The 26,654-nt window shown below is 57.8% G+C and carries 24 protein-coding genes; 12 read left to right on the top strand and 12 right to left on the bottom strand.

The window, feature by feature from the left end; all coding sequences use genetic code 11:
• Window positions 1-76: 76 nt before the first annotated feature.
• Window positions 77-1,387, top strand: coding sequence for an extracellular solute-binding protein (locus ASD02_RS32690; RefSeq protein ID WP_057218578.1), 1,311 nt, complete (start codon window positions 77-79; stop codon window positions 1,385-1,387).
• 856 nt (window positions 1,388-2,243) lie between these two features.
• Here the strand turns inward: ASD02_RS32690 and ASD02_RS32695 are convergent.
• Window positions 2,244-3,524: an MgtC/SapB family protein gene (locus ASD02_RS32695; protein ID WP_057221681.1), complete on the bottom strand. Its 1,281-nt coding sequence runs from the start codon at window positions 3,522-3,524 to the stop codon at window positions 2,244-2,246.
• Window positions 3,525-4,373: 849 nt separating this feature from the next.
• Entirely contained in the window at window positions 4,374-4,781 is a 408-nt protein-coding gene (locus tag ASD02_RS40665; protein WP_057218576.1) for an alpha-hydroxy-acid oxidizing protein, read from the bottom strand.
• 363 nt (window positions 4,782-5,144) lie between these two features.
• On the opposite strand from ASD02_RS40665, the gene ASD02_RS32705 reads away from it, so the two are divergent.
• The 3 genes from ASD02_RS32705 (at window position 5,145) to ASD02_RS32715 (ending at window position 6,967) form a co-directional block, all read left to right on the top strand.
• Window positions 5,145-5,555, top strand: coding sequence for a PAS domain-containing protein (locus ASD02_RS32705; RefSeq protein ID WP_057218574.1), 411 nt, complete (start codon window positions 5,145-5,147; stop codon window positions 5,553-5,555).
• A gap of 501 nt (window positions 5,556-6,056) precedes the next feature.
• Complete coding sequence (locus ASD02_RS32710; protein WP_057218573.1) at window positions 6,057-6,263, top strand: hypothetical protein; 207 nt, start codon at window positions 6,057-6,059, stop codon at window positions 6,261-6,263.
• 206 nt (window positions 6,264-6,469) lie between these two features.
• Window positions 6,470-6,967 carry an adenylate/guanylate cyclase domain-containing protein gene (locus ASD02_RS32715; RefSeq protein WP_225968602.1) on the top strand — a complete coding sequence of 166 codons (498 nt, stop codon included), beginning with the start codon at window positions 6,470-6,472 and terminating at the stop codon, window positions 6,965-6,967.
• Between the two features lie 274 nt (window positions 6,968-7,241).
• Here ASD02_RS32715 and ASD02_RS32720 read toward each other — a convergent pair whose 3' ends face one another.
• Together ASD02_RS32720 and ASD02_RS32725 are read right to left on the bottom strand one after the other, a co-directional pair.
• A complete protein-coding gene (locus ASD02_RS32720; RefSeq protein ID WP_057218561.1) occupies window positions 7,242-7,487 on the bottom strand; it encodes a hypothetical protein in 246 nt (81 codons plus the stop codon).
• 768 nt (window positions 7,488-8,255) lie between these two features.
• On the bottom strand, window positions 8,256-8,471 hold the full coding sequence (locus ASD02_RS32725) for a hypothetical protein (protein ID WP_057218560.1): 216 nt from the start codon (window positions 8,469-8,471) through the stop codon (window positions 8,256-8,258).
• A 395-nt stretch (window positions 8,472-8,866) separates the two neighbouring features.
• Here ASD02_RS32725 and aac(3) point away from each other — a divergent pair, with 395 nt between their 5' ends.
• Complete coding sequence (gene aac(3), locus ASD02_RS32730; RefSeq protein WP_057218559.1) at window positions 8,867-9,685, top strand: aminoglycoside 3-N-acetyltransferase; 819 nt, start codon at window positions 8,867-8,869, stop codon at window positions 9,683-9,685.
• Between the two features lie 539 nt (window positions 9,686-10,224).
• On the opposite strand, the gene ASD02_RS32735 is transcribed toward aac(3), so the two are convergent.
• The 3 genes from ASD02_RS32735 to ASD02_RS32745 all read right to left on the bottom strand — a co-directional run bounded on the left by ASD02_RS32735 (window position 10,225) and on the right by ASD02_RS32745 (window position 13,799).
• The gene (locus ASD02_RS32735) at window positions 10,225-10,740 is read right to left on the bottom strand and encodes an alpha/beta fold hydrolase (RefSeq protein ID WP_347376844.1); all 516 of its coding nucleotides are present in this window, start codon (window positions 10,738-10,740) and stop codon (window positions 10,225-10,227) included.
• A gap of 211 nt (window positions 10,741-10,951) precedes the next feature.
• Window positions 10,952-11,341 (bottom strand): hypothetical protein, encoded by a 390-nt coding sequence (locus ASD02_RS32740; RefSeq protein WP_057218557.1) that lies wholly within the window; start codon window positions 11,339-11,341, stop codon window positions 10,952-10,954.
• Window positions 11,342-11,465: 124 nt separating this feature from the next.
• Entirely contained in the window at window positions 11,466-13,799 is a 2,334-nt protein-coding gene (locus tag ASD02_RS32745) for a PBP1A family penicillin-binding protein (protein WP_057221682.1), read from the bottom strand.
• Window positions 13,800-14,327: 528 nt separating this feature from the next.
• Here ASD02_RS32745 and ASD02_RS32755 point away from each other — a divergent pair.
• On the top strand, window positions 14,328-14,642 hold the full coding sequence (locus ASD02_RS32755) for a hypothetical protein (RefSeq protein WP_057205554.1): 315 nt from the start codon (window positions 14,328-14,330) through the stop codon (window positions 14,640-14,642).
• Between the two features lie 38 nt (window positions 14,643-14,680).
• A complete protein-coding gene (locus ASD02_RS32760; protein ID WP_057205552.1) occupies window positions 14,681-15,295 on the top strand; it encodes a general stress protein in 615 nt (204 codons plus the stop codon).
• Window positions 15,296-15,887: 592 nt separating this feature from the next.
• Here the strand turns inward: ASD02_RS32760 and ASD02_RS32765 are convergent.
• The 3 genes from ASD02_RS32765 to ASD02_RS32775 all read right to left on the bottom strand — a co-directional run bounded on the left by ASD02_RS32765 (window position 15,888) and on the right by ASD02_RS32775 (window position 17,964).
• Entirely contained in the window at window positions 15,888-16,547 is a 660-nt protein-coding gene (locus ASD02_RS32765; RefSeq protein ID WP_057205612.1) for a DUF6766 family protein, read from the bottom strand.
• Window positions 16,548-16,685: 138 nt separating this feature from the next.
• A complete protein-coding gene (locus ASD02_RS32770) occupies window positions 16,686-16,913 on the bottom strand; it encodes a hypothetical protein (protein ID WP_057221758.1) in 228 nt (75 codons plus the stop codon).
• Window positions 16,914-17,040: 127 nt separating this feature from the next.
• A complete protein-coding gene (locus tag ASD02_RS32775) occupies window positions 17,041-17,964 on the bottom strand; it encodes a hypothetical protein (RefSeq protein ID WP_057221683.1) in 924 nt (307 codons plus the stop codon).
• A gap of 178 nt (window positions 17,965-18,142) precedes the next feature.
• Here ASD02_RS32775 and ASD02_RS32780 point away from each other — a divergent pair, with 178 nt between their 5' ends.
• From ASD02_RS32780 to ASD02_RS32795, 3 genes are all read left to right on the top strand, one after another.
• On the top strand, window positions 18,143-18,457 hold the full coding sequence (locus tag ASD02_RS32780) for a hypothetical protein (protein WP_057218552.1): 315 nt from the start codon (window positions 18,143-18,145) through the stop codon (window positions 18,455-18,457).
• A 403-nt stretch (window positions 18,458-18,860) separates the two neighbouring features.
• Window positions 18,861-19,445: a DNA-3-methyladenine glycosylase gene (locus tag ASD02_RS32790; protein ID WP_113567621.1), complete on the top strand. Its 585-nt coding sequence runs from the start codon at window positions 18,861-18,863 to the stop codon at window positions 19,443-19,445.
• 260 nt (window positions 19,446-19,705) lie between these two features.
• The gene (locus ASD02_RS32795; RefSeq protein ID WP_057221684.1) at window positions 19,706-20,965 is read left to right on the top strand and encodes a DUF763 domain-containing protein; all 1,260 of its coding nucleotides are present in this window, start codon (window positions 19,706-19,708) and stop codon (window positions 20,963-20,965) included.
• Window positions 20,966-21,026: 61 nt separating this feature from the next.
• Here the strand turns inward: ASD02_RS32795 and ASD02_RS32800 are convergent, their stop codons facing one another.
• Window positions 21,027-21,479, bottom strand: coding sequence for a hypothetical protein (locus ASD02_RS32800; RefSeq protein ID WP_057221685.1), 453 nt, complete (start codon window positions 21,477-21,479; stop codon window positions 21,027-21,029).
• Between the two features lie 112 nt (window positions 21,480-21,591).
• Window positions 21,592-22,926 carry a sorbosone dehydrogenase family protein gene (locus ASD02_RS32805; protein WP_113567609.1) on the bottom strand — a complete coding sequence of 445 codons (1,335 nt, stop codon included), beginning with the start codon at window positions 22,924-22,926 and terminating at the stop codon, window positions 21,592-21,594.
• Between the two features lie 269 nt (window positions 22,927-23,195).
• Between ASD02_RS32805 and coxB the strand changes: the two genes are divergently transcribed.
• Together coxB and ctaD are read left to right on the top strand one after the other, a co-directional pair.
• Window positions 23,196-24,137, top strand: a complete 942-nt coding sequence (coxB, locus tag ASD02_RS32810; protein WP_082555704.1) for a cytochrome c oxidase subunit II — start codon at window positions 23,196-23,198, stop codon at window positions 24,135-24,137.
• The gene (gene ctaD, locus ASD02_RS32815) at window positions 24,134-26,653 is read left to right on the top strand and encodes a cytochrome c oxidase subunit I (protein WP_057221686.1); all 2,520 of its coding nucleotides are present in this window, start codon (window positions 24,134-24,136) and stop codon (window positions 26,651-26,653) included. Before coxB ends, ctaD begins: the two co-directional genes overlap by 4 nt.
• The last annotated feature ends 1 nt before the right edge of the window (window position 26,654 follow it).

The raw sequence follows: 26,654 nt of genomic DNA on the forward strand, positions 1-26,654 counted from the left end.
TGCTGCTGTGGCCGGGAGGAAAGGGCCGCAGCAGGCTTGAACCAGGGCGAGAGCCCCTCAAAGGGAGAGATATACCATGAGACGTTTTCTACTCAGTACGGCAGCACTGATTGCGCTGACCTGCGGCACCTCGGCCCACGCGCAGACGAAGATCGAGCTGCAGCGCTTCTTCGGCGCCTGCGACGCAGAGTATGGTTCCGTCACCGACGTTTCCAAGGCCGTCGGCGAGTGCGGCATCATTACTTCGCTGGTCAACAAGTTCGAGGCCGACAATCCGGATATCGACGTCAATGTGACCACCGTGGAATGGCCGGGTTACGACCAGCTCAACGCCCAGCTCTCATCGGGCGCCGCTCCAGATGTCGTCTCCATGCACTACTCCGCGATCTCTGACTACCAGTCGCGGGGCCTGATTGACCCGATCGATCAGGTTCTTTCCACCCAAGGCATCTCGCCTGACAGTTTCACGGATGCCGCCCGTGACGGAGTGACCAAGGAAGGCAAGATGTTCGGTTTGCCCTTCGACAACTGGACCATGCTCTTCCACGTCAACATGAACCTGATGAAGGAAGCCGGCCTCGTGAACGCAGACGGCACGCCTATTCTTCCGAAGTCGGCCGACGAACTCATAGCTCAGGGAAAGCAGTTCAAGGAAAAGACTGGCAAGCCCTATCTCGTGCAGATCCTCGCCAATGAGACGGCCGCCTATGCGCGTGTACTCTACACGCTGCTGCAGCAGCAGAACGCTGACTTCTTCGCCGATCCGACCAAGATCACGCTGAACACGCCGGAAGCCAAGAACGTCGTCGAGTTGATGAAGAAGATCAAGGACGTAGGCCTGACGACAACCGGTCTCGACTATGCGGCTGCTGTTACGGCCTTCACCAATGGCGATGGTGGCATTGCGGTCAACGGCACCTGGCTGATTGGCGATTTCGTCGCCCAGTCGGAAAAGGAGGGTACGGCTCTTGCGAAGGGCTACACCGTTTATCCGGTCCCGCAGCTCTATCCTGGTCGTGACAGTACCTATGCCGACGGCCACAGCTGGGTTATGCCGCACAAGGATCGCTCGCCGGAACAGATCGAAGCGATCGGCAAGCTCTTCAAGTTCCTCGCCGAGAACGACTTCCAGTGGGCTCGCACCGGTCACCTGCCGGCGGTCAAGGTCGTCTTCGACATGCCAGAATTCAACTCGCTGCCGCACCGTGAAAACATCGCCGAGATTGCCGAGACTGGTCGCTCGCTGCCCGGTGCTGTCCAGCGTCAGTTCGCCATCCAGGACATCATCGGCGAAGAGGTGGGCGCGGCCGTGAACGGCGACAAAACAGTCGACGAAGCTCTTGGCAGCGCGGAGAGCCGCATCAACGACCTGCTTGCCAATCTCTGATGGCAAACAGACCAATTCGGGCGTGGGACCTGGGTCCCACGCCCGAATGCAAAAAAGGATGACCTCCGTGGCGAAGGTCATCCTTGCACACGATCCCGACGGATCATCATCTGGATCGTTTTTTTTGCGCGTGCACTAATATAACCGCTAAAGCACAGTTTTGTTCCCCCGGAATGGCGGGTGGTAACGGGATCGTCTCCGACCAGGCCGCTTTTGCTCACTGGGAGACTGCGCCGCCCGCAGGTCAGACGCGTTGGTCTGCGGCAGTGCCGGGACGGTTCATCGGCTTGAGAAATTGACCGGAGAGGAGTGTCTCGGTATCGAGGTGAGGGATGAAGCCGACGGCGGGATCTCAACGTTACTTCCATGCCTTGAACCTGGCTCAAACGGGATTTTTGGTGAGAACCGGTAGCAAATGGCGCGTTCGATCGGCGGGTGGGTAGCCTTTCTCGCCTTCACCGAACTCGGTGCCGAAAACCAATTCGAGCTGAGCCCGCTTCAATTCACGTTTGCTTTGGAACCTTAAGCCCCACACGCCGCTTCCTCTTGTTGAAACGGGAGTAACTGGCTATGCCCAAGAAAATTACTGTAGCTAAGAAGCAAGCGGACCGCCGCCCCAAGCACCAGGAAACGATACCGGAACCCGATGATCTCAATCATCCGTGCCGAGACACGAGAGAGACGCCAGCGCCGAACCCAAACGGCGAGCCTGTCAGACCTCGTAACCGCGTCCCGGCCACTGCAAAAGAAATCTTGCGGCGGCGGTGATTGATCTCGGCTGCGCGCCTTTACTGCCGCCAATCGCACGGCTGGCGAAGCGACTCTCGTCGATTTTCGGATTGCTGGGACGTGCTGCTTACTGAGAATTGGGAAAGCTGGTACCAAGCACGAAATAGGCGAACAAACCTGCGGCGATTGCAGCAAGCGTCGCCAAAGCGAGCGTGAGCGCGTATGGTCCTTTGCCGCCGGCTGAAAAGGCCAGCACCACTTTCGTCAGCAAATTGATCATCACCGCGATCAGGATCGCCGCGACGGCAGTTGTGAGATCGACCGACGTCGGCGTAAGCCGTGCAGTCGAAAGCGTGATCGCATCGAGATCCATCAGGCCGGAGACAGCGGCAACCACAAAAAGCATGACCTGGCCGATTCTCTCGACCAGAAACTTTGACGCCACGGTAACGCCGCCGAGCAGGGCGCCGAAACGCAGTACCTCGCCGAGTTCGAATGGGTTTTTCAGGTGAAGATCCGGCGCATCACGCTTACCGCCGCTTCGCCACAGAATCAAACCACTTGCAGCCAGTAGCACGAACACGGCCGGCGTTAACACGATCGCGAGAGGTACCAGGAGAACAGGCGCTATGACGGCACCGATAATGACGACACGGACCAGCGACAGGGCGCCGGCAATCACCGCGCCGCAAGCCAGTCGCCGAGCACTCTCCGGTGCGTCAGCTGCGAAGCGAGCAAAGGAGAGTGTCAGCGCCGTGGAGGAGACCAGTCCACCGGCGGCACCAGCAAACAGAATTCCGCGATTGGGGCCGGCAACGCGGATTGCGACATAGCCGGCAAAGGAGATGGCGGCGATCGTGATCGTCAGCAGCCACAGCGCGAATGGGTTTAGCGCCTGCCACGGATCGATGGGCTCGTTCGGCAACAGCGGGAGAGCAACTAAGCTCATGGCAAGAAGAACGAGGGCTGCTCGAACCTCCCGCCAGGTCAATTGCCGGAGAAAGCCATGCAGGCTGCGTTTGGCCGCAAGAAGTGCCGTGGTTGCAACCCCACCGGCGGCGGCTAGCCGTATGTCGCCCACGACCGCAACCGCGCCAAGCGCGACGACCACGAAACTCGCGATGACTGTCGTTGCGCCGTAATCCTCTTCTTCCTCCGCCTCGCGCCGCTTGAAAATGACGAAAGCAGTGCCGAAGAGCAATAGCAGCACCGCAGGCATGACAGGACCCGATCGTAGCTGGAGATAGCCGGCAAGTCCGCCGAGGAAACCTGAAAGTCCGAACGTCCGGATGCCCGCGGTTCTGCCGCCGGATGGCAAATCGCGGTCCTGCCAGCCTCGCTCGCAACCCACAAGGAGCCCGATTGCAAGCGCCACACCGAGTCGTTGGAAGGCTTCAACAAATTCCATTCGAAATCATAATCTTCGGCGGGCAGAAGGACAGCGTGCACAGCGGTTACAAAGTGACATTCATGCAGTTCCGTAACGGTCAACCAGCCGACCAGCCAAAGGACATTCTCTTCATCGGCGCACGCGATACGCCCATGGGGAGTCGGTCGCGGTGACTTTCGACCAGACGGGGCGCCCACTGTCGCCGACGCGGTGGGCAACGTCATCTCGCGGGTACACCCGTCTAACGTGGGAACGAGCCAACCTGCTGGCGGGGATTTCTGTCGTGAGCATCTTCCTCTGTCCGAACGGCAGGAACACGATGGAACATTTCTATTCGAAAGAAGTTTTGGCAGTTGTGAGTGAGCCGGACGGTATCTCACCCTTCATCGTGCCTGCCCCCCCCGGGGGTGAGCCGTCCGGTTTTACTCCTATGCCGCTTTATGGAACCCGTCTCGACGAGGGTTCATTCCCCCAGCGACAAGATTTGGTGGGTTGGTGCGCAGGCGACGATCGTCTTACCTTAACCAATGATGCCATCCCATCCCCCGCTAGCCCCGACTTGACGTCTCAGCGATGGTCGTGCCCAACGCGACGAGCTTTCCATCGACGCATGTAACAAACCGCCCACTACACCTTGGCTTTTGTATTCTCTCAATCGAAAGAATTCGTCCGCACAGCTTCTTCGGCGTCGGCGAGGCTGCATCTGCGAGATGGCCCCTTGTGACCGGGTGAATAATTGTAGAATCGGACCTGATGCTAAAAGTTCCATTAGGGCGCGCGAATATACGCAACCCTTCTATTTGGGCTGGCCGCTGACAAATCCACCGCGGACGCCGACCCGCTGCACTAGCAAGACTGCCCGCCGCCTCATGCGCTGACGACTCGCGCAGCATGCCCGACATTGATCGAGATGTCGCTGCCACGGCAGATGATGCTGTCAGCGAGGATGGTCATGCGTCCGCCCACGGTGTCGGCGATCCCGGGAAGCGCGTCGACCGCCGTCGGCGCGCAATCCATGTTCCCGCACGCGCTCGTTGACCACCAAGCCCTCGGGTCTCTCTTCGGCATAAGTCGGCAGGTTCGGGATAGGCCTACAAGCGCAACCGATCGGTAGCTGCGGCGTTGGGCGTCGGGCTCGAAGGGCTTGCCCTTGATGATGCCAAGTGCGGCCAGCGACCCCATAATCTCTGGATCGAGCGCCTCTGCCGGTTCCTTTTGCACCAGGTCATTGATCATCTCGAAATAGCTGAAATCATTGGGCGGTATGGTATTCATCGCCTTGCCGGTTTCCCGGTGAATTTGACCGGCTCTTGGGGGTTATGGTCGGAACGACAGGCCGCATTTGCGAGATTTGCTGCTGCAGCAAGGTCGTGCCCACGCTTTTGCCCCCTAGCGATTGTTCGATCTTGGCTGGAGTTGTTAGTTTATGCTAATTCAAGGCGGGCGCAGGTCTATCTAAATTCGCTTGAAGACGACAGCATCGGATGCCGCGACAAACAAATCTTCATGATTTTTGGGAAAAAATTGGTGGCTGCGAATGCCGGAGATGTAAAATCGCCAATCGACTGTGACGCTGGGATTGACGATGCCCCTAGAGGGCATTGTCTACAACCGTGTAGCCCAAAACAGGGAGGATCGATGGTAGAGGTTGGAGAGCGCACGTTCGTTGTGGATCTGCCCGATGCGGATACAACGGACTCTGGAATTTTTACCTGGGATATTGCCCAAGACCTTGTTTATGGCGATGCCGCCTTGGCGGAGCTTTTCGGTCTTGTCGCCGAGGAGACCAATTGCGGATTGCCCCTCAAACTCTACCTTGATCGAGTCCATCCCGAAGATCGGCCACGCTTGGCAAAGAAGATCACCGAAACAATAGTTGGAGGGCGGGCGCAGCAATCCGCCTATCGCGTCAAAACGCATGGTGGCCGCTATGTTTCAGTCATTGCCTTCGGTAGATGCTTCCGCGATCGCAAAGGCAGTCCGGTTCTCTATTCGGGTATCGTGGTTCTGGAAAGCGCGACCTCAACAAACGACAACCGAAAACACTGATTTGCTTGCGGCGGGACAGCACGCGGCCGGGAATTGTAGTCCTTTGACCTGGTAACAGCCTGTCGCGAAATCGCTACCAAGCTGTTCGCCGATTGAACGGCACAGGTGCTACATCTCGTTGGTCCACCGACCGCCGGCCAACCGGTGTTGGACCTTTTGAGGTTTGATCACGATAACCCATAAGAATTAATTGATTTTCTTCTCCGTACCCATAGACTTGCACTGCGGGGCACCAACCTGGTCTTGACGAATTTGCTAACAAACTAGGCATATTGCGGCGCCGATTGCTGGATATTTGCAGGTTAAGATTCAAAGTCATCGGACGAGCCCTGGTTCCTGGACCAGGGCTCTTTCGTTAGGGCTGCCCAGAGATGATAAGCCGCTGACAACTCGCGTCGCCGAGTGCTCCAGGGCGCATGACGGCCGGCTAAAGCTCGAATGAACCAACGGAGCGGTTGAGAGTTTAAGAGACATGATCGATTCGCGACGAAGGAATACATCATGACCACTTCCGTCTTCAGTTCAGCGCATCACACCAACAAGATAAAATCCGAAATGAACGCCCTCATCCAGCATCTGCGCGAAGACGTCAATGCCGTCGACGACACGCAATTGAGAGCCCTATGCGAAACTTCGGCAGAAGTCCTTGGTGGATTGGTAAAAGCATTCACCGACTATGAGTTGAAGAACGAAGCCGCCTGGAAATAGTGTGTCGCTCGAATTCATATGTAGCTCGTTCTGCGCCTCAGTGGCTCAGCAACGTTGGTACTAAGGATTGGGTGGGTAGCGGCCTGTCCGTTTCTTGAGATCAGAAGAGGCGCCGCCGTCCCAGGGCGCCGGATCTGTGGTTATGTACCCGAGATATCTTACCTCACACCCCGCTCGCCATCCGCGCATGGTCACATAAATCTTCAATTTCGAGGCGTTCAGACCGACGCTGCGTGATCACCATCCTCAATAGCTTTTTTAGCGCGGCGACGGCGATCATCGATGAGCGCGGTGGCGTCGTCGTAAACTACATCGGTGATGCCTTGATCGCGGCTTTCAATGCGCCACTTCCCGCCGAAGACCACCCGGCACGGGCGGTTGCCGCCGCTCGCGATCTGCTGGCTCTGGTTTCTTTACGCGAATTCGAAGGCCACGCGCTCCGTCTGAGAATCGGTGTTGCTACAGGCCAGGTGGCCGCCGGGACCGTCGGGGGTGAGGAACGTCACACCTACACACTGTATGGCGACACGGTGAATTTGGCGCAGCGACTCGAGGAATTGAATAAGGAGTTTTCAACCGATTGCCTCATTAGCGGCTCCACATTTAACGCCGCGCGTGAGAGTTGCGTTGATGCAGTTGCGATGGGATCGGTGCAGGTGCGTGGACGTCAAACCGCGGTCGAGGTTTTTGCCCTCAGGCGCTGAGCGGGTCAGCCCCGCCGCTGCATTCGAGCTCGGCGCTTGATCCGCTGTTTCAGCGACCCCAAGTGCATTCTTCACGGACTTCCTGCCGTAATCGGTACTTAACGGCCCGACGCGATTTGAAATGGAGGCTGAGATAGCGGCGATTTCCTCGGACGTGAACAACATCGAAACCCGCCAGGCGATTGTGAGTTCACAGTGGTGTCGGACTGGCCTCTTCCAAACGGGCTGTTAATTCCGATTGAAAGCCAAGTGCGTTCGGTCGTTCGCTTGGTCATTATTTGATCACCTTGACTATCCCAGCCAACTTGTCCCCGTGGGAGGCGAGTTGTTCTCCGAGTGCTTTGGCTTGGAGGGCGGTGAGTCCAAACTGCAAAGCCGAAACTTGTTCCAGATCGTGATCGACACCGAATTCGAGGCGAAGGAAAACATCGGAGTTCTGGTTTATAAGCGTCGCGGTCTTCCAGCCAATGATAGGCGACACCCTTATGTTGCCTTGGCCGTCCTTGTTCCAGCGGTTCATTTTATCTCGCCTCCGATGTGATGGGACGTATGAACATTACGATGCCAGGACCGTGACAGGGCTACGCCGAAGCTCGGCGCGGCAGGCAGCCCGACGCGTCCTACTGCCGGCGATACGCAGGTAGTTGGACCATCAAAGCCTCCAGACGATCGTTTCGAAGTCCACCGCCGATCAGCAGCTTTTAAACCTCAGGACTCCAACCGAAACCGGAAAGAATGGTTCCATTATGACACGCCGCATCAACGAGGCGGGTCCCGCTGGCACCTTCGAATGAAGGTGGACGACATTGGTTCTCCGTTCTCGAACCGTCCTAGAACCAGAATTATCTGGCCATCTCGTTAGGCGCCTCAGACTGATCAGGCGCGCCGCGCGGCTCCTTCACTGCCTAGGGGGAGGTGCCTTTCCCGAACTGCTTCCCTGGAGACGCCGACTAAATTCTTGAAGTGGTCAGGCATTATCACCTCAGTGCGAAGTCCAATCACTTTTACTCATAGCCTTAATCCCAGCCGGCCCCTCGGGGATAGCGGACGTTGCCGTAATCAAGCCCTCGTTCTGGGATTTTCGCGTGGAGATCGGACCTTCTCGAAGAAGGTCCCAGCTGCTTTTGTTGTCACTCCTTGGAGATTGTGGCGTATTCCAGCAGTATTTATCACAAAGGCTTAGTATCTGGATTAGCTCCAGCCACTGCACGGAGCATTCCATGTGAAAATGACAGAGCTTAGTGGTGCATCCAGGTCGGCTGTTCGCTCTGAATACGAGGTGTGGGGGCTACCGCCTGCAGAACCAGCGGCCACATTCGGTCAATGCCACTTCATCAGTATTGCCGAACCTGAGTTCATCCATCAAGAATTTTGCGAGGCGGCGTGCGCGAATGTCTTGGCGCGGGATTCTCGCTTCGAAGCAAATTCGATCGAATATCCTTTGCAGGGTGCCGATCTGCTGAGGTGCGAGTTCAAAGCCTGACTGGTCAAACTGAATAGCCATATAGACCTCCCTCTATGAGCTATCGCTTTCACCGGGGGAGAAAAGATAGCGAAATCTCCAATTGGCTCCAAGTGAGCAAAAGTTGAGATTTTTATGGCGGCGGACTGCTTCTGGTAGAGGACGCAGTGGCGCATAATGAAAAGGCCCTTGCTGAAGGGGCGGGAGGCTATCGCCGACGTCGGGCAGCGGGTTTATTTGGCGAGATATGGGGGCCACGTTCCGCTCGCGCTTTGCGGGCGGTCTGTGGGTGCGTCTCGCGCGCATTGCACGAGCATCTCATCGATGGGACGATGCCACCATGAATTTCTCTGCCTGGTGCTGGTCATCCGGTGCGTAGTCGATCGGCTAGATATCGCCCAGGGCCTACACGAAACGCGTGAGGGGTGAGCCGATAGATGAACGACAAAGCGACAATCACCGGCAACCTTCGAGCGCTGGGCGTTCAATCTGGCGATCTACTCATGGTGCACGCATCGCTGAAGGCTATCGGCGCCGTGGAGGGTGGCCCGCGTGCCATTGTGGCATCGATCCTTGAGGCCGTCGGGCCGAACGGCACTTTGATGGGCTATGCCTCATGGGATCGATCACCCTATGACGAGACTCTGAACGGCGCCCAATTGAGCGAGGAGCGACGCCGGAATTGGCCACCGTTCCACCCCGAGACGGCGGGAACATACCGCGGCTTTGGCGTCCTTAACCAGTACCTCGTCGATACGCCGGATGCTTTGCGCAGTGCGCACCCGGATGCATCCATGGTCGCGGTGGGATCGCTTGCAAGAGAGATGATCGAGCCGCATGTTCTCGGACGGGCATTCGGTCAAGGGTCTCCCTTGGAGCGTTTTGTCAAGCGGGGCGGAAAGGTGCTGTTGCTCGGTGCTCCCCTGGATGCCGTCACTGTTCTACACTATGCCGAGGCAATAGCCGAAATTCCTGGAAAGCGCCGCGTGACCTATGAGATGCCGCTTCTCGACCCGCAAGGCCAAACCATCTGGGCGCATACGGAAGACTTCGATTCGAACGGCATCCTGAGTTGCTTTGCGATCGATGGAGAGCCCGATGCCGTCGAAACGATTGCAAATGCGTACGTGCTCTTGGGTCGGCATCGCGAAGGCCCGGTGGCGCGTGCGCACAGCTACCTGTTCGATGCCAAGGACATCGTCGAATTTGGCGTCGAGTATCTTGAGCGGAATTTTGGCGCGGCGGGACTTACCTGATGCTGGGCTGGCTCCGCTGGCGGTGAACGGATTCCTCGTTATCGGCATTGCTTATGAGTGCAGAATGGATCACGGCATCGCTTTGAATTTTTGACCATGATGACGAAAGTCAGTGTTATTTCGCCCCGGCCGTCTAGGCCAACAGGCGCCCTCAACTCATTCCTACTCCGGGGAAGCTAATCCAGACCAGATATACACGGTATGTCCTGTGGATGTTCGCTGCTTGTTCGCGACGCCTTGACGGTCTTTCGCCCGATTAATCATCCTCGATCGCCATTCAGGCGGGGAGTTGGTAACGATCCTGGCGATTACCAAAGCCAATGCAATGTGAAGCTGTTGAATACAATCCCCGGCATCAGCGAGATCTTCGCCCGGTTGATCGAATGGTGATGGCTACCAATTCCTCCACATTCCAGTTTGTAAGGCGCACGCAGCCATGATCGACCGGATACCCAAGTAGTCGATCGCCGCAATCATCCTACCGGGCTGTGAAAACCCGAAGCGTGCGGCAGGCTCAAGTGCGGCAACTTGCCCCGAAGTCATGCGGACAGCCGAGAAAGAAATTCGCGCACAAGCACTCGTGCTTCATCGAAGTGGGTTTCCAGCAGCCAGTGACCGGCACCAGCGATCAGATGCAGCTGCGCATTCGGCAGATCACGCAAATAGGCTCGGGCAGACTGGGCCGGCATGTAGCCGTCTTCTGGTCCCCATACGATCAAAGTCGAAGGCTGGTTCTGCCGCAAATAGGCTTGATAGCGGGGAAACCAGGTAAAATTCTCTTCCCAGATTTCGATCAGCCGGACTGAAATCCTTCGTCTTTCCGGCGTATTCATCAAGGGCCAATGCAGTTTCCACAAATCCGGGGGAACTCGTGCGGCAACCTCGGCCGACACTTCACCCACAAATTCCGCGCGAAAGCCTGCTTCCGATACCGCGTCTTCCAACACCCGGTGCGTCTCGGTCGTGCGATCCGCCCACCAGGATTTCAGCGCCGCATACTTGGGGCCCATGACATCCTCGTAGATGTCGCCGTTCTGAATGATGAGGCCTGTTATCCTATCGAGGAACTGTCCTGAAACTGTTGCAGAAAGCGCTTTTTGAACTCTCCTCCATCGAGGCGCGGACTTGGGCTTCCCTTTCTGGGGATAAGATCAACTTCCAAAATAGTGTCATCGTGCGGCGATCTGCACTTTCGTTGCAAATGACGAAACTCCCGCTCCGCGCATCCTCCGGTGGATGAACGACTGCCCGCGTCACCGTTTGTGATCATGATTTGGCGTCAGGATGATCAGTTCTTCCCGTGGGAATCGTGCTAACGGTGGCGGCGGGCGGATCACTTGCTGGAAAAGACGCCTTCAGACCTTCGTCAAGCTGTTCCTCCAATGTGCCCGTGTCCTTGGCGGTGCGCGCGCTGCGCAGTGATTCTACAGCGGGCGATACCTGGGGATCTGTCTCTGGCTCCACCTCGGTGGCGACCTTATCGAACGTGGCCACCTGGACCATGAGCGCCTTAGCCTTTGCGACGGCACTATCAACGTCCAGATCGTGTTCGCTGTCCTGCAGCCGAACCGAGATCACGTTGCCACCCTCTGCGACCCATTCAACAGTCATCACGCCCCCTGGGTCGGAAAGCACCTGTTGTCCGATGATGTTCATAGCTATCTCCGTTGGTGATAAGGAGAACCACTTCGGACGGCAGATGTTCCCCCTCGAGGCCCGACAGACTGCCAATCGAGCAAAAATCATAATTCGTCTGAAAATATGATCGTATCGCGAACAGCTACCGCTGACACAGCCGGCGCTCTCCCCGATAAGGCTGGTAGGTGCAGTCGGACGCTCGAAACGATCGATAGCTCCGCGCGCAAGCCCTAATATTGCAGGACGCTGCTGGCCCTTCTTGGCTTGTCATCAGCCCTGTATCTGGATCAATCTGAGGTTCAGGTTGGGCCATTGCCGCTTGCATGAAATCCCGCCAAATGCGCGCCGGGAGCGCACCACCGGTGACGCCCTTCATAGGCGTGTCGTCATCGTTACCGACCCAGACGCCGGCAACAAGATCTTCCGTAAAACCTACAAACCAGGCGTCACGGTTGTTCTGGCTGGTGCCGGTCTTTCCGGCTGCAAATGAACCCGGGAAAGCATCACGTCCGGTGCCGCGCTCGACCACAAGCTGCAATAGGCTCACCAGATCCTGTTGGTAGGTGGAGAGATCGGTCGAAGCGGCTGTGAGCGGGCCGACGCGGAACGCCTTGGTTTGGGTCGACGCCTGAAAATCGATTACGCCCCAAGGTTCGACCGGCGATTTTCCCAGGCGGATCGAGGCATAGGCGCCCGTCAGGTCAAGCAGACTGACTTCGGATGATCCGAGCGCTAATGCCGGCACGGGATTTAGTGGAGCATCGATTCCGAGCTCTCTTGCGGCCGCTACAACATTCTCGATGCCCACTTCCTGCGCCAGCGCAACCGTTGCACCATTGAGAGATCGGGCGAAGGCTTCCGCAATTGTTACCCATCCATGATAGCGGCCTGTCGAGTTTTGCGGCGACCACCCGTCGACTTCAATCGGGCCATCGAAGACCTGATCACGCAAGGTAAGTCCGTTCTTCAATGCGGCATAGAAGACGAAAAGCTTGAACGTTGAGCCAGGCTGTCTCTTCGCGGCAACGGCGCGGTTAAACTGGCTGGCCTTGTAGTCGCGTCCGCCGACCATCGCGACCACCGCTCCATCTGGCGTCATTGCGACCAGTGCGGCCTGTGACGCACCCAGAGTTTTTCCTTCCTTATCAAGATTGCGAGCGACGACATCTTCGGCAAGCTGCTGAAGGCGTGGCACCAGCGTCGTGCGCACTGTTGTCGAACCTGGAGAGGCACCTGCAATTTCGCCGGCCTGGGGCGAAATCCAGTCAGCAAACCAACTGCCCGAGCGCGGCGTCGGCGTGGTCGGATGCAATTCGGCAAACTTCGCCTTGGCGGCGGACGCATCTTGCGCTGCGAGCTTGCCGTTTGCCACCATCGCATCGAGGACCGTTGTCGTCCTTTCGCGTGCGGCTTCGAAATTGTCGATCGGATTCAATTGGCTCGGCGCCTTCAACAGTCCGGCCAGCATCGCAGCTTCCTGGACGTTGAGTGCGGCAATCTCCTTGTTGAAATAGATCCGGGCTGCCGCGGGCATTCCTGTCGCGCCGGACCCGAGGTAAACGGAGTTCAAGTATCGCGTGAGGATCTCCCGCTTGCCAAGCTTCCACTCGAGCCAGAACGCGATAACCAGTTCCTGCAGCTTGCGCTTCAGCGTGCGATCGCTTTCAAGGTACTGCACTTTGATCAGTTGCTGGGTAATCGTGCTGCCGCCTTGAACGACCGAGCCGGCCTGGAAGTTTCTCAATACGGCCCGCATGATGCCTTTCAAATCGACTCCGTAATGATCCATGAACCGCCGATCCTCGATTGAAAGTACGGCATCGACCAAATGCGCTGGAAATTCCTCGTATCGGGCGTAGGGGCCCTGGAAAGGACCTTGTCTTACGATTGGCTGGCCGTCCGCGGCTTCAAGGACCACGATAGGTTTTAGGGAGCCGTCGGCGATTTCTCGCCACGGCACATCCTTCAGTGCCCAGATCAGCATTCCGATCACGAAGATCGCAAAGGTCAACGTCACCATCAAGATCCCGGCTTTCCATGAGCGAGGCTGAAGTCGCAAGGCGGGAAACCATGCCGGCGTGGAGACGACGCCTACTGCACCGGATATTCCTTTGCGGAGGGGGGCCATGGCTGATGCCGCCCTCTGTCGAAATTTGGGGGGGAATGAGGCGCGCGAAGCTCTCGCGACCAGTTTGACCTTCTTGATCAGCGCGGGCGCACCTGCGAGGCAACGCTGTCCGACTGTGCCGAGATCGCGGCGAAAAGCGGATGCAAGATGGCGAAGTGCGCGCTTGCTTTCCGTAAAGGCGGGTGGGTGCGGCTCGCTCTCGTCTGACGATGCAACCGCAGCGGCGCTGTCGCTAGAGCTGACAGCCGGCTCCACTGCTGCCCGAATGGTTTCTGGTTCGACCCCAATCGTCGAAGAATTGGTATCTTCATCATCGGTCTGATTTGGGCTGTCAGCGGAGTGGGTCATTTCCTGCCGGCGATATTGTTCCTTCTAAGAAATTAGTGCGAGAAAGGGCAGAAGAAAGGCGTTGATGCCAACCGGCCGCGATCGCTATACAGACCGAGTACGAGCGGCCTGGCTGTAACGAACGCCAAGCGCTTCGTCGTTCATCGTGACTTGGAGTACGTGATCCGCAAATTCAGGCGCTCGATGATCTGCCAGTCGAATTTCCATCGCAGTACGGACATCGTTAGTTTTGTTCCTGCCGCGGGTTTGCGGTAACCCGCACGTCCAAACTCGGCATCCGAATTGAGCGCCTCGGCGGTCGAATTGGGGAACTTTCAGCTCGCGTCGAAGTTTGACTGAAGCGCCTCGTCATCGAGCGAATTTTTAAGAAGTTCGGCCTCACCTAGGAAGGTGGTTGGCATACGAACGGTTTTTGTAAGCCATTGTAACTTATAGATAACCAAAATCTTCTTTGCGACGGAAAAGGAACCATCGCCAAGCACCCGCGTTGTCTCAGCGTCGTTCAATTTTCGCATCGAGGAGACAACAATGAGACAAATGATCGTCGCGACAGCCTTTCTGGCGGCAAGCGCATTCAGTGCCTATGCACAGACCGCAACAACGTCGCCGGACCCTGAAACGCCGGCAATCGCCACGCCCGACACCACCAATCCGACCGCGCCTGTCGAGGGCGCCAACAGCTTCACCGAAGAGCAGGCGCGCGCCCGACTTCAGGAGAACGGCTACACCGCGGTGACCGGGCTGAAGCTGGACGAGAAGGGCATATGGCACGCCTCTGCCACCAAGGACGGAAAGCCCGTAACCGTCACCCTCGACTACCAGGGCAACATCGTCGCCAACTGAAGTTGTAATCTCAGCAAACCCATCGAAGGAACACCAACATGAAAACCGTGACTGGACTTTTCGACACCTATGACCAAGCATCTGAAGCTGTACGAGCGCTGAAAGCCGCCGGCATTCCCGATGACGACATCAGCATGGTCGCGAGCAACGGCGAGGGCCGATACAAGGTTGACGACACAGAAGGTGCGGCCGAAGGGGCGGGTACCGGTGCTGGCATCGGTGCTGCGGTCGGCGGCGCAGGCGGTCTTCTGACCGGCCTCGGGCTGATGGCGATCCCGGGTGTCGGCCCGGTCGTTGCTGCCGGCTGGCTTGCGGCGACTGCTGCGGGTGCTGCTGCCGGTGCGGTTGCCGGTGGTGCGGTCGGCGGGATTATCGGGGCGCTGACGGATTCCGGCGTGCCGGAAGAAGATGCGCATGTCTATGCCGAGGGTGTGCGCCGAGGCGGCACATTGGTAACAGCGCGCGTTGCCGACAGCGAGGCTGCCGAGGCGGAGGCGATCCTCAGGCGATCGAACTGGGTGGATCTCGAGGAGCGGCGCTCCTCTTATCGCGAGCAAGGTTGGAACCGATTCGATGAGACACTCGATCCCTATAGCCCGGCGCAAATTGAAGAGGAACGCACACGATACGCTAGCCGTGGAACGTTGATCTAACCAAACAGAACTTCGAAAAGGCCGTCCATGTGGGCGGCCTTTCTTATTTGTTTACTTTGCTTCAGAGCGACAAACGTGATCATCCATGCCTCTGGCCAATAACGATAGTGTGCGATCCATTGGGAACACGTGCTTTGGCCTTGAGTCGCCGGTAATCGGCGAGGATCTCTCTGCTCATGTTTCTAGAACAATGCAGATAAGAAAATGTAGGGTTGCGCGGTCGCTTCATGGGAAGGTTGGGCCCGAACTTCGGCGATGCCTCCTTGTCGCTTGGATTGAGCGGCCTCTACACCGGGTCTCATGGCGTGGATACCTCCCTTGTCCATCGAATAGTCAAACAGCTTTTTTCGCCGTCAAGACCCGTGACCGAGCCGGTTGTGATGATTGCCGAGCCCGGCCTGTAACGGTGCAAGAAGAGTGGCGCTTCACGCCGGTCGTTGCGGAAAAGCTGTGTCCGACATAGCTACCGCATCGGCATATCCATTGGCCGGCCGCACCAAGACATTTTTTCGGGCACTCCGGACCGCGATCGGCCCGGCCAACTATCAGCTATCCGCACCGTATCGGCGCACGCGCGGGCCAAGCGCTGCTCTTATGAGCCGGTCTCGCGGTGAGGCGCGCCTACAGGCTTGGATTCAGGAGAGCCCCGGTACCTCAAGAAGATCGACAAAACAACAATCAGCGCCGTTGACAGGAATTCCGATTGCCAGTTTTGAAGGGATTCAAACCAGAATTGTGCGCTGCCGAGATGCTGCATGACCGTCGTTGTCGCTTGGCCATGCAATTGCGCCGTCTCGCTCTCCGATCTGGCGCTGGAGACAAGATGGAGTACGAAACTCGCAAGGAAGAGACCGGTGAGAACAATTCCCAGCGAGTACGCATAAAGCAGCCGTACCATACCGCCCCTCTTGACTGGCCACGGCGCCTCGGGATCTTCTTCTCGGTGCGCAAGTCCTTCATCTTGAGGCGACCTCTCGTCAGGATCCTTGGATTCCGCAGAGCCCCTTTGATAGAGATAGGCGGTCAGCACGACATAAACCGACATTTGCAGAAATTCACTTTCCCAGTTCTCGAAGACGGCGGATAGAAAGTCGCCGCTTAAGCCATACTGCATCAATGTCAGCGCCGGCGATCCGTGGGCCGCCAACTCTTCATTGTTCGCCAGCCAGCCGGCTATGTACATGCCGGCGATGGTCATGAGTGTCGCGGTCACGAGGACGATCGTCAGGCTGTTGTCTCGTAGAAAACGCACGTCACGCTCCTCCATTTGGATGTGCCACTAACCGCGACCGGATCAAGATAGTTCCGAAATCGCAATCTCCGAGGCGCAAGGCGGTAAATCCTAAGAGCTGGTCGAGCGACGCCGTAAAACTTCCCCGGCTCGCGACAATCAATCGAGCCATTGATTGCGAAACGTGAGCGTTGCGACCGAACCGGTTTTGCCGATGTCGGTACGAACCAAAACGGATATGTCTGTGCGGTTGCGATCTGGGAGTTCATCCCGAGCAACGTCCAAGAGGATTTCCTGCATCACGGCATCCCGCGAACCAAGCTCGACGCCTTGCTCATCTCGTGTTTCGCCGTCACCGTTATGAAGATCGAAAAAATAGCGCGTCATCAAACCTCCAATCGAAAGGAAAAAGCAGGAAAAGCCCTCATTCTTCCCGAGGATGACGAGCATCAGTGCACGCTGCCTCCGCAGAACGACGTTCACGCTCTCGTACACTTCCAACTGCTTGACATGCTCAATGGGTGCCTTCGTGTGCAGCACCACGGGCCCTCTCACTGGGGGGCGCAGTTCTCCTTTGTTTTTTTCGCTCCAGGCGGCGCGCCTCCGATCGCGCTTCACGCAGCTCGTCCAGAACTGGCCGCCACCAGCCCCGCGCCTTCTCGAACGCGTTCGGCTTCTCACGCGCCGGCCAGGTTGCCACCAGTTCGGCTAGCGACGCCGGGCGCCAACGAACCCAGACAAAATCGCGCGGATCGCCTGCAGCATGGGGATAGAAGCGCTTGATATCATCCGGCTCGGCGTATTCTCCGGCCACCTCGGCTATAATCACCACGCGGTAGGAACATGTCGTCACCGCCTGACCGATCGGTGGTAGCGCCCCGGCTGGAACCGGATAACGCCGGCGGCGACGTTCGGCATAGCGCAATTTCGCGCGCTCGGACTTCGCCGTATGTTTTTCCGCTTCCTTCCGGCGCTTGCGCTCCTCAGGTTCGCTAGCGCGCGCAGCTGCGTCTATATCAGGCCACGAACGTCGCAGTGCTTCGTAGGATCGGAACGGCACCCGCCAAGCGTGCATCTCATCATCCCACCGAGCCCAAGGGATTAACCGCAATTGCTCAACAACGTCCCTGGAATAAGGGGTGCGTATCTGGATATCGTCTTCGATTTGAAGATATTGACTGGAAATAGGATCGAAAGCGTACGCATCGCGGCCTTTGGCATCCGCATATAAATCGAGGTTTTCGCTCTCGCGCGCCAGCCACTGTGCAATGCGTTTGCCGGCGGTCTTGCCCGGCACGAACCAACTGCGTTGCTCCTCGTTCCAGCGAGCGCGTGGGAATGCATTGCGGAAGCGTTCCACCGTCATTCTGTCGTAGGCGAATTTCGCTGTGGCGCCAAGACGGGGTTCGCTATCAGACCTTTCCTTGGGCTTAGGCATCGTCGTCACCGTAAAATACTATCTGGTGAGCCTAACGCTCACGAACGCCACAGGTTCATTCGTCACGAACGCTCCATTGGGGCTGGCATTTGTAAATGCTCGCCGCGGTCGTTTCCGATGGAACAACACGACGTTTTCACCGTTGAGTGGCATTGCCTTCATGTGAGAGGAAACAGCGATGGTGGATCAGACCGGCTACGAAAGCGATGGCGATTTCGCAAAAGTCGGGGTCGTCAACGAGCCACTCGAGACGGCACCAGAAAATGACGCCACACTGGCACGACAGGCCCAACTTGAGGCGCTGCGGACAGAAATTGTGAACCTGCGCGCGGAACTCGCCGCAATCGTTGGTGGGACGTCCCGGTTGGCCGTGACTGAGGCTGTCGTCGCACTTGAAACAACGCAGAACCGGATCAGAGACCACCTCGCCCCCGTTCTGATTGCGGCCGCCGCCATAGGATACCTCTGGGGGGCGTCTATCCGACGGCGTTAATGATCGTCTCTGCCTTCCAGATCAGGCCGTTGATCCGGCGCGCTCGATGTTGATCGCTCACGTGGATCGAAAAGGTAAACACGTACCAGCCGGCAAGCTTGATCGCGATGGTCGATCTTCGGTTCTTTATGATGCCGTCGCGCTTCTGGCATCCAAGAAAGGTTCGGATGTGTTCCAACGCTAAGCGAACGCGAGGATTTGCGCCGATGTTTCGTCCATTGCAAGTTATTGCCTTTTGAGACGAGCGTACCGCTTTTAAACATAGGACGGGTTGCGTAAGGCGTCAGCGAAAGGTCGACTGAGCTTGCCTATCGATCTGGGCCGCCAGACGCTGGCGGCTTCTGTTGGGAACGGCCCAATTTCGTCGCCCACAAGGCCACCGGAGAAAGGAGGAACAGCAGTGATTTCGCACGCGTTTTTCAATCGTTACGCTGTTGATGTTGCCAAAGCGCTGATCGGGACCGTCCTGGAGGTCGACGGCGTCGGCGGCATAATCGTCGAAACAGAAGCTTACACAATCGAAGATCCCGCTTCCCATAGTCACAAAGGCCCGACGAAACGCAACGCTTCCATGTTCGCTGCAGCTGGCAATGCCTACGTTTACAGGTCCTATGGGCTGCATTGGTGCCTGAACTTCGTGTGCGAAGCAGGCAGCGCTGTGCTGATCCGGGCGATCGAACCGACCACTGGCATCGAATCGATGCGACAGCGACGCAGCGGCGCCAACACATTTCTTTTATGTGCAGGCCCCGGGCGCCTTTGCCAGGCACTGGCTGTGTCACAGGAGTTCGACGGATTGTCACTTTTTTCGGCCCCCTTCAGGCTTTCCGCCGGCAGCAGTGCAGTCGAGGTTTGCCGAGGTCCGCGTGTTGGCATCAGCAAGGCTGTCGATCTGCCGTGGCGATTCGGCGCAAGGGGTTCTGGTTTTCTAAGCCGGAGTTTTCCAGACCCGACCGTTTTGTCGGAAATTGACGCGCCGGCGTCATAATCAATCCATCGAAGGGAATGACGGTGGAACATCCCAGCACCGGGTGCATTCCCTATAAAGGTCACAGGCTGTGCCAAGCGGACGCGATGGGGATGGAGAACATCAGGGTTTTTCCGCTTTCACCTTTTGGCCAACGAAACGGCAGTCGAGCTTCTTACCCGTCCAGCCTGCGACCGTCCGCCTCAAGCGCAAACTTCCCAATCCGGCACCGCAAATGCTAAAACGCGCCATCCGTCGTTGCGGATCAACAGGATAAGCTCATGGTAAAACGTTCCGGTAGTGCCGATCTTCCCCTCCACGGCGGGCGCGTGCCGAAGTGGCTCGGAGATCGCATGACGAAGCTCGGTGCCATCATTACCGAAGCTGTCATCCTGCACTACGGACGAGACGAATTCCTGCGTCGAATGGCCCACCCTTTCTGGTTTCAGTCCTTTGGCGCCGTGATGGGCATGGACTGGCACTCTTCCGGTATCACCACCAGCGTCATTGGCGCTCTGAAGCGCGGACTGACGCCGCTGTCCGCGGAACTTGGAATTCATGTTTGCGGCGGGCGTGGTGCGCAGTCACGTAAAACTCCCACGGAACTGCTTGCGATCGGTGATCGGGTCGGCTTCGACGCTCACCGTCTCGTAACCACCAGCCGCCTCGTCGCGAAGATCGACAGTGCCGCGGTTCAAGATGGATTTGATCTCTACCTGCACGGTTTCATCGTCACCGACGATGGACAATGGGTCGTCGTCCAGCAGGGTATGAACGGCGATCAACGACAGGCCAGGCGCTATCACTGGCTGTCGGAAAACCTGGAATGCTTTCTCGATTCCCCGCATGCTGCCATTGAAGGAAACGCCCAAGGCATCATCGTCAACCTCGCCGACCGGCGCGCTGAGCGATCGCGAGAAGGACAGCTTGACCTGCTTGCAAATATGGGACCCGACAGCATCGTGCGCGAGGCCCTCGCCGTGCGGCGGGGAGGGCCCCTTGCCGAAAGTCTTCCAGATCAACTGTCGCTCCCGCATCTGATCATGCCGGCTCACCACGACGTGCGCGAAAAGGACGTCAATATGGGTCGTCTGCATGCAGCGCTCGCCTCTGCAGCCGAGCGGGGACCGAAGGATTTTCAGGAGCTGCTTTTGACGCCTGGCGTCGGCGCGCGAACCGTCGAAGCACTGGCCATGGTTGCTGAAGTCGTCCACGGCGCACCATGCCGCTTTTCCGACCCTGCACGCTTTTCGTTGGCTCACGGCGGCAAGGATCGTCATCCGTTCCCCGTTCCGTTGAAAGTGTATGACGAAACACTCAAGGTGATGAAGTCCGCCGTTTCAAGAGGCAAGCTCGGTAACACGGAAGAGCTCGACGCACTTCGGCGCCTTGACGAGCAGGCGCGTCGCCTTGAACATTACGTGACCGGCCCTGACCTGAAAGAAATCGTTGCCGGCGAATTCCGAAACTCCGCCTCACTTGGCGGACGCAGTGTCTTCGGCTGGGAGCCGCCGTCAGAGACCGAGCCATCAAGAGAATAGAGGCTGAAGCATTCAGACTGTCGCCATCGTCAAACAGACCGAGCTTCTCCCAGCGTGACACTCAGATCTGTACCGGCTTTATAGTCGCTATCGATAGGTCGCCTTCCATCAGGCCGCGCACAAGCCCTGGCTTTGCATGCTCGACCTCAATGACCGTGTAGAGCTTTTCGTCACGGAACGCGCTTGCATCAAGCGTGCTGACGCCTTCGGCGGGTGCGGCATCGACCTCCATGTAGTCTAGTTCGCATCCCGAAGCGACGACACGCGCATCGCCCGACGAACGAGCGGCCACCAGCACCTCACCTTGATTGAGGGCATTCTGCCACCGCGGGTCCGTGGGTGCGGCCACCGGCACCAGCCGATAGACGTTCAACGTCTCGCCATCCCCGACAAAATCGGTCGATTGGCGCCGCGCATCGGCAAACTGTGCCTTGCTTTCCATTGATCTCCCAAACTCCGTATCGCTCTCGCCGGTGGACTTCACGTCGCCACCACGCTGCACATTGTTGGACATTTTTATCTCCTTCGGGGTTCGGCCGCGGTTGATCAGTAGGTAGGGGTCGGAATTCCCCTGTCAGGAAGAAACGGCGCGCTCGGCAACCGGTTCCGTATTATCGAAAGGTCTCTCATTTGGCGGGCGTCACCCGCCAGATCGCATTGCCGACGTCGTCGGCTACGAGAAGCGCACCCTGCCGGTCAACGGCAACGCCGACGGGACGACCGCGGGCCTTGTCGTCGCCTCCGATGAACCCGGTCAAAATATCCTTTGGCGGCCCGGACGGCTGACCGTTGGCAAAGGGAACGAAAATTACCTTGTAACCGCTGCGCGGTCGGCGGTTCCAAGATCCATGTTGGCCCACAAAAGCCCCATTCCGATATTGCTCTCCAAAGAGCTCGCCGGTGTAAAACGTCAATCCGAGGGAAGCTGTATGAGGTCCGAGTGCATAGTCCGGCACGATTGCCTTTTCGACGAGATCGGGTCTTTGCGGTTTTACTCTGACGTCGACATGGGTGCCGAAATAGCTGTACGGCCAGCCGTAGAACCCGCCGTCCTTGACTGAGGTCATGTAATCAGGGACGAGATCACTTCCGATTTCGTCACGCTCATTGACGGCAACCCATAGCGCGCCGGATTCGGGCTGCCATGAAAGCCCGTTGGGATTGCGCAGTCCGGATGCGAAAAGGCGGAGTTGTCGGCTCACCAGATCGACCTCCAGCACGGCTGCCCTGTTGGTTTCCGCCTCGATGCCGTTTTCACCGACATTGCTGTTGGAGCCGACGGTTGCGTAAAGCTTGGTGCCTTCCCGATTGGCAATGACGTCCTTGGTCCAATGGTGATTGATCGGACCGGCAGGCAGATCGACGATTTTTTTGCCCTTTGCCGTGATCGTCGTGTCGCCATCCTTGTAGTCGAACGCCATGATGGCATCGGTGTTGGCGACATAGAGGATCCCGTTCGACAGGGTCATGCCGAATGGCGAGTTGAGGTTTTCGAGGAAGACTGACCGGGTTTCTGCAACGCCATCGCCATCCGCATCGCGCAACAGCGTGATCCTGTTAGCGCTCGGAACCTCTGCCCCGGCTCGCCCCATGAACAGTCCCATGGCAAAGCCGCGCAAGCTGAAACCTGTGTCTTCCTTTTCTGGCTTGTTCGTTTCCGCGACAAGAACGTCGCCATTTGGCAGGACGTGAAGCCAACGCGGATGATCGAGTTCCTCGGCGAAAGCGCCGACAACGAGCCCATCGGCAGCCGTCGGCTTTTCGCCTGGGGCCCAGTGGGACGCCTCCGCCACATTGACCGTGGGGATAAGGGTGGGATTGGGTGCAGGCAGTAGCGGGGCTGTTCCGTAACCCTGTTCAGCCGTTAGTTTCGCCTGTTCTTGAGATAAGAAAACAAGCGCTGCACCGACAATCAGAAGGACGGCGAACAATGCCGCCATCGATATCAGAACGCGTTGCATGCTGACACTCCTCGGAAGACTGTGACAGCCGTCTAACTCGCCAATCCGTCGTTCGTTTCATCGCTTGTCTCCAAATGCGCCGAAACGTGATTTCGGAAGGAACTTCCCGCCAAGGTCGCAGTTTCCATCTCATCAGGGAAGGGGAGGGCCATTTGACCTGTCGATGCAGCCGCTGGGCGATGCGTAGTCTTGTTCGCAAAAAGACGAGTAGTTTCATCCACCGTCACATTGTCATTGGCGTTCGCGGTTCCGTCGCAATGCTGCTTTCCATGCCGCTCGCAAGCTGCGGCGATTGGCAATCCACCTTCGCAGCGGCTGGCCGCGAGGCTTCGGCAATCGAGAGCCTGATCACGGTAACGGTGGTCGGTGCAGCCTTCGTCTGGCTAGTCGTCATATCCCTCCTGATCTACGCCGGCCGTGCGCGCCGGGGCCAGTTGAGCCAAGAGCAGGCCCAAAGGTTTATCACCTGGGGCGGCGTGGTAGCGCCGACGGCGGTTCTCTTTGCGCTTCTGTCCTATGCGGTGTGGAGCATGCCGGCGACGAGACCATGGTTCGATCGGCAGCAGGCGGACCTGGCGATCGAGGTCACGGGCGAACAGTTCTGGTGGCGCATTCGATACCTCGACAAGTCAGGGGGGATTGCTTTCGAAACCGCAAACGAACTCACACTGCCCGTCGATCGACGGATCCGGATTTCGCTCAAGGCGCACGATGTCATCCATTCGTTCTGGATCCCCGCGCTTGCGGGCAAGATGGACATGTTGCCCGGGCGAACCAACACCCTCTGGCTGGAGCCGACCCGCATCGGTTCGTATCGCGGGCCATGCGCGGAGTTTTGCGGCACGTCGCATGCCCTCATGAACCTTACCGCAGACGTTCTGTCCGCAGAAGATTTTCAGACATGGCAACAAAGCCGCGCGAAAAGGCGATCAACAAGTAACCACGCCGCAAACGCTTTTCTCGTTCATGGCTGCTCGGCCTGTCACGCGCTTGATGGGACACAGGCACAAGGCTTGACAGGACCGAACCTGACAGGGTTCGGGCAGCGCAAGCATGTGGGAGCAGGGGCGCTGGCCAACACGCCGGAAAACCTCGCCCGTTTCATTCGTGATCCTTCCTCCGTCAAGCCCGGCGCCCAAATGCCGGCATTCCCTATGATCCCGCAGGACGAATTGAACGAAATCATCGACTACCTCGCAGGTGAAACATGACCACCACCGAGGACCGGCTCGGCGAACAGGCGTCGAAGAGCGAGGAAGAGCGGCAGCTTCGAGCTGTCTGGGCCAATCCGTCGGGATGGCGCTATTGGACTTCGGTCAACAATACCCAAATCGGCCTTTGGTATGCGGCCACTGCCTTCATCTTCATGTTGTTTGCCGGCGTCCTCGCGTTGCTCGTGCGCGCGCAGCTCGCCATACCCGAAAACGATTTCCTGTCGGCGGATTTCTTCAATCAGGCGTTCACCCTGCACGGAACCGTCATGATGTTTCTGTTTGCCGTGCCGATCTTCGAGGCTGTGGCGATCTTCCTTTTGCCGCCGATGCTCGGCGCGCGCGAACTACCCTTTCCGCGGCTTTCGGCGTTTGGTTTTTGGAGTTTCCTGCTCGGCGGGTTGTTTGTATGCGGATCGATCTTCTTTGACGCAGCACCCAATACGGGCTGGTTCATGTATCCACCGCTGGCCACGGACAAACAGTATTCGGGTATTGGCGCTGACATCTGGCTGCTCGGGCTATCCTTTATCGAAGTGGCCTCGATTGCCGCAGCAGTAGAGTTGATCGTCGGCATCATGAAATGCCGCGCTCCGGGCATGCGCATCAACATGATGCCGCTCTTTGCCTGGTATCTGCTGATTGTCGCCGGTATGATCCTTTTTGCCTTCCCGCCTCTTATCGCCGGCGACATCCTGTTCGAAATGGAGCGGATGTTCGACTGGCCATTTTTCGATGCCGAGCGTGGCGGTGATCCGCTGCTGTGGCAGCATCTTTTCTGGATCTTCGGTCACCCTGAGGTCTACATCATCTTCCTGCCGGCGATCGCCCTGATGGCGATGATCGTTCCAACCTTCGCCCAACGACCGATCGTCGGCTACTCCTGGATCGTGCTGGCGGCGGTCGGAACCGGTTTCTTAAGCTTCGGCCTTTGGGTCCACCACATGTTCACCACGGGCCTGCCGCAAATCTCCCTTGCCTTTTTCTCCGCGGCCTCCGAGGCCGTCGCGATTCCGACCGGCGTCCAGATATTCGTATTCATAGCAACGATGCTGGCAGGGCGCGTGACCCCTTCCGTACCGATGCTCTTTGGCGGCGGCGGTCTCGTGATCTTTGTCATCGGTGGCCTGACAGGCGTCATGGTTGCGCTCGTACCGATCGACTGGCAGGCGCACGACACCTACTTCGTCGTCGCGCATCTGCACTACGTTCTGATCGGCGGCATGCTCTTTCCCGTCGTTGCCGGCATCTATTACTACTATCCGCTCATCAATGCCCGGAAGCTCTCTGACCGGTTGGGCAAGATTGCTTTCTGGCTGATGTTTTCAGGCTTCAACCTCGCCTTCTTTCCGATGCACCTCGCCGGATTGCGCGGCATGCCCCGGCGTGTCTTTACCTATCCAAGCGATGTCGGTTGGCATTGGTTCAATCTGATCTCGACGGTGGGCGCCTTCATCTTCGCCTCGGGCATCCTCATTGTTGTCGTCGATGTCTTGAGGCCAAAGCATCGCCAGCCCAGGGGCGAGGCTAATCCCTGGAATGCCGGAACCCTCGAGTGGATATCCGAACCAGAGGAAAACTGGGGTGTGCGCTCGATCCCGATCATAAGCAGTCGCTACCCGCTTTGGGACCAGCCGGGAATTCGCGAAGATATAGACAACGCGCGCTTTTATCTGCCCGATGCAGCAGAGGGCTTTCGCGAGACGCTCGTCACCTCTGTGCTCGATGCCGAACCGATCCAATGTCTGCGCGTCGGCGGTACATCCTATCTGACCATCCTCAGTGCGGCCGCGCTAGGCGGGGTGTTTGTGGCCGTTACCTTTCACTGGTGGCTCCTGGCCACGTTGTTTGCCGCCGCCTTCCTTGTTTTCGTGGTCAGCTGGTTGTGGACCGGCACGGCGACCGTGCCCGAGAAAGCGGGAAAAGATGTCGGCCTTGGCCTTTCCTTGCCACTCTACGTCTCTGGACCCGCATCGGTTGGCTGGTGGGCGATGTTCATCACCATGGTTGGTGACGGAACGGCGTTCGGTAGCCTGGTTTTCGGCTACTTCTTCTATTGGACCATCCATCGCGACTTCACGGCCGGCCTTTCCGGGCCTGGTATCGGATGGCCAATGGCGTCCCTCTGCCTGTTTCTCGTAGCTTGGTTTGCAATGGTTACGGCGCGGTCGGTGAACCGCAGGGGTCAGAGACTTGCGATGCGTCTGCTTGTCTTGTGTGCACTTGCTCTGACGCTTCTCGGCAGTGTCGCTACATTGGCCGGGCCGTGGCTCTCGCAGATGGATCCGACGCAGCATGTCTATCCGGCCATCGTCTGGGTTTTGGTGCTTTGGCTCGTTTGTCATGCCGGCGTAGGCGTGGTGATGCAGGTCTATTGCCTGGCGCGAAGCTTTTTCGGTCACCTGACCGCTGCTCATGACATCGATCTCGTCAATGTGGTTCTATATTGGCACTTTCTGACGATCACCGCGTTTACCACCCTGGGTGTCATCGGTTTGTTCCCGGCAATGATGTGAG

The organism is Ensifer sp. Root1252, assembly GCF_001425885.1.
Lineage (GTDB): Bacteria > Pseudomonadota > Alphaproteobacteria > Rhizobiales > Rhizobiaceae > Ensifer > Ensifer canadensis.

Excerpts from the sequence above, each read along its gene's own strand:
- ASD02_RS32755 (WP_057205554.1), top strand. The coding sequence starts at position 14,328 with ATGAGACAAATGATCGTCGCGACAGCCTTTCTGGCGGCAAGCGCATTC.
- ASD02_RS32690 (WP_057218578.1), top strand. The coding sequence starts at position 77 with ATGAGACGTTTTCTACTCAGTACGGCAGCACTGATTGCGCTGACCTGC.
- coxB (WP_082555704.1), top strand. The coding sequence starts at position 23,196 with ATGCCGCTCGCAAGCTGCGGCGATTGGCAATCCACCTTCGCAGCGGCT.
- ASD02_RS32740 (WP_057218557.1), bottom strand. The coding sequence starts at position 11,341 with ATGAACATCATCGGACAACAGGTGCTTTCCGACCCAGGGGGCGTGATG.
- ASD02_RS32725 (WP_057218560.1), bottom strand. The coding sequence starts at position 8,471 with ATGGCTATTCAGTTTGACCAGTCAGGCTTTGAACTCGCACCTCAGCAG.
- ASD02_RS32800 (WP_057221685.1), bottom strand. The coding sequence starts at position 21,479 with ATGTCCAACAATGTGCAGCGTGGTGGCGACGTGAAGTCCACCGGCGAG.
- ASD02_RS32770 (WP_057221758.1), bottom strand. The coding sequence starts at position 16,913 with ATGACGCGCTATTTTTTCGATCTTCATAACGGTGACGGCGAAACACGA.
- ASD02_RS32695 (WP_057221681.1), bottom strand. The coding sequence starts at position 3,524 with ATGGAATTTGTTGAAGCCTTCCAACGACTCGGTGTGGCGCTTGCAATC.
- ASD02_RS32710 (WP_057218573.1), top strand. The coding sequence starts at position 6,057 with ATGACCACTTCCGTCTTCAGTTCAGCGCATCACACCAACAAGATAAAA.
- ASD02_RS32780 (WP_057218552.1), top strand. The coding sequence starts at position 18,143 with ATGGTGGATCAGACCGGCTACGAAAGCGATGGCGATTTCGCAAAAGTC.
- ASD02_RS32745 (WP_057221682.1), bottom strand. The coding sequence starts at position 13,799 with ATGACCCACTCCGCTGACAGCCCAAATCAGACCGATGATGAAGATACC.
- ASD02_RS32720 (WP_057218561.1), bottom strand. The coding sequence starts at position 7,487 with ATGAACCGCTGGAACAAGGACGGCCAAGGCAACATAAGGGTGTCGCCT.
- ASD02_RS32760 (WP_057205552.1), top strand. The coding sequence starts at position 14,681 with ATGAAAACCGTGACTGGACTTTTCGACACCTATGACCAAGCATCTGAA.
- ASD02_RS32805 (WP_113567609.1), bottom strand. The coding sequence starts at position 22,926 with ATGCAACGCGTTCTGATATCGATGGCGGCATTGTTCGCCGTCCTTCTG.
- ctaD (WP_057221686.1), top strand. The coding sequence starts at position 24,134 with ATGACCACCACCGAGGACCGGCTCGGCGAACAGGCGTCGAAGAGCGAG.
- ASD02_RS32775 (WP_057221683.1), bottom strand. The coding sequence starts at position 17,964 with ATGCCTAAGCCCAAGGAAAGGTCTGATAGCGAACCCCGTCTTGGCGCC.
- ASD02_RS40665 (WP_057218576.1), bottom strand. The coding sequence starts at position 4,781 with ATGAATACCATACCGCCCAATGATTTCAGCTATTTCGAGATGATCAAT.
- ASD02_RS32795 (WP_057221684.1), top strand. The coding sequence starts at position 19,706 with ATGGTAAAACGTTCCGGTAGTGCCGATCTTCCCCTCCACGGCGGGCGC.
- ASD02_RS32705 (WP_057218574.1), top strand. The coding sequence starts at position 5,145 with ATGGTAGAGGTTGGAGAGCGCACGTTCGTTGTGGATCTGCCCGATGCG.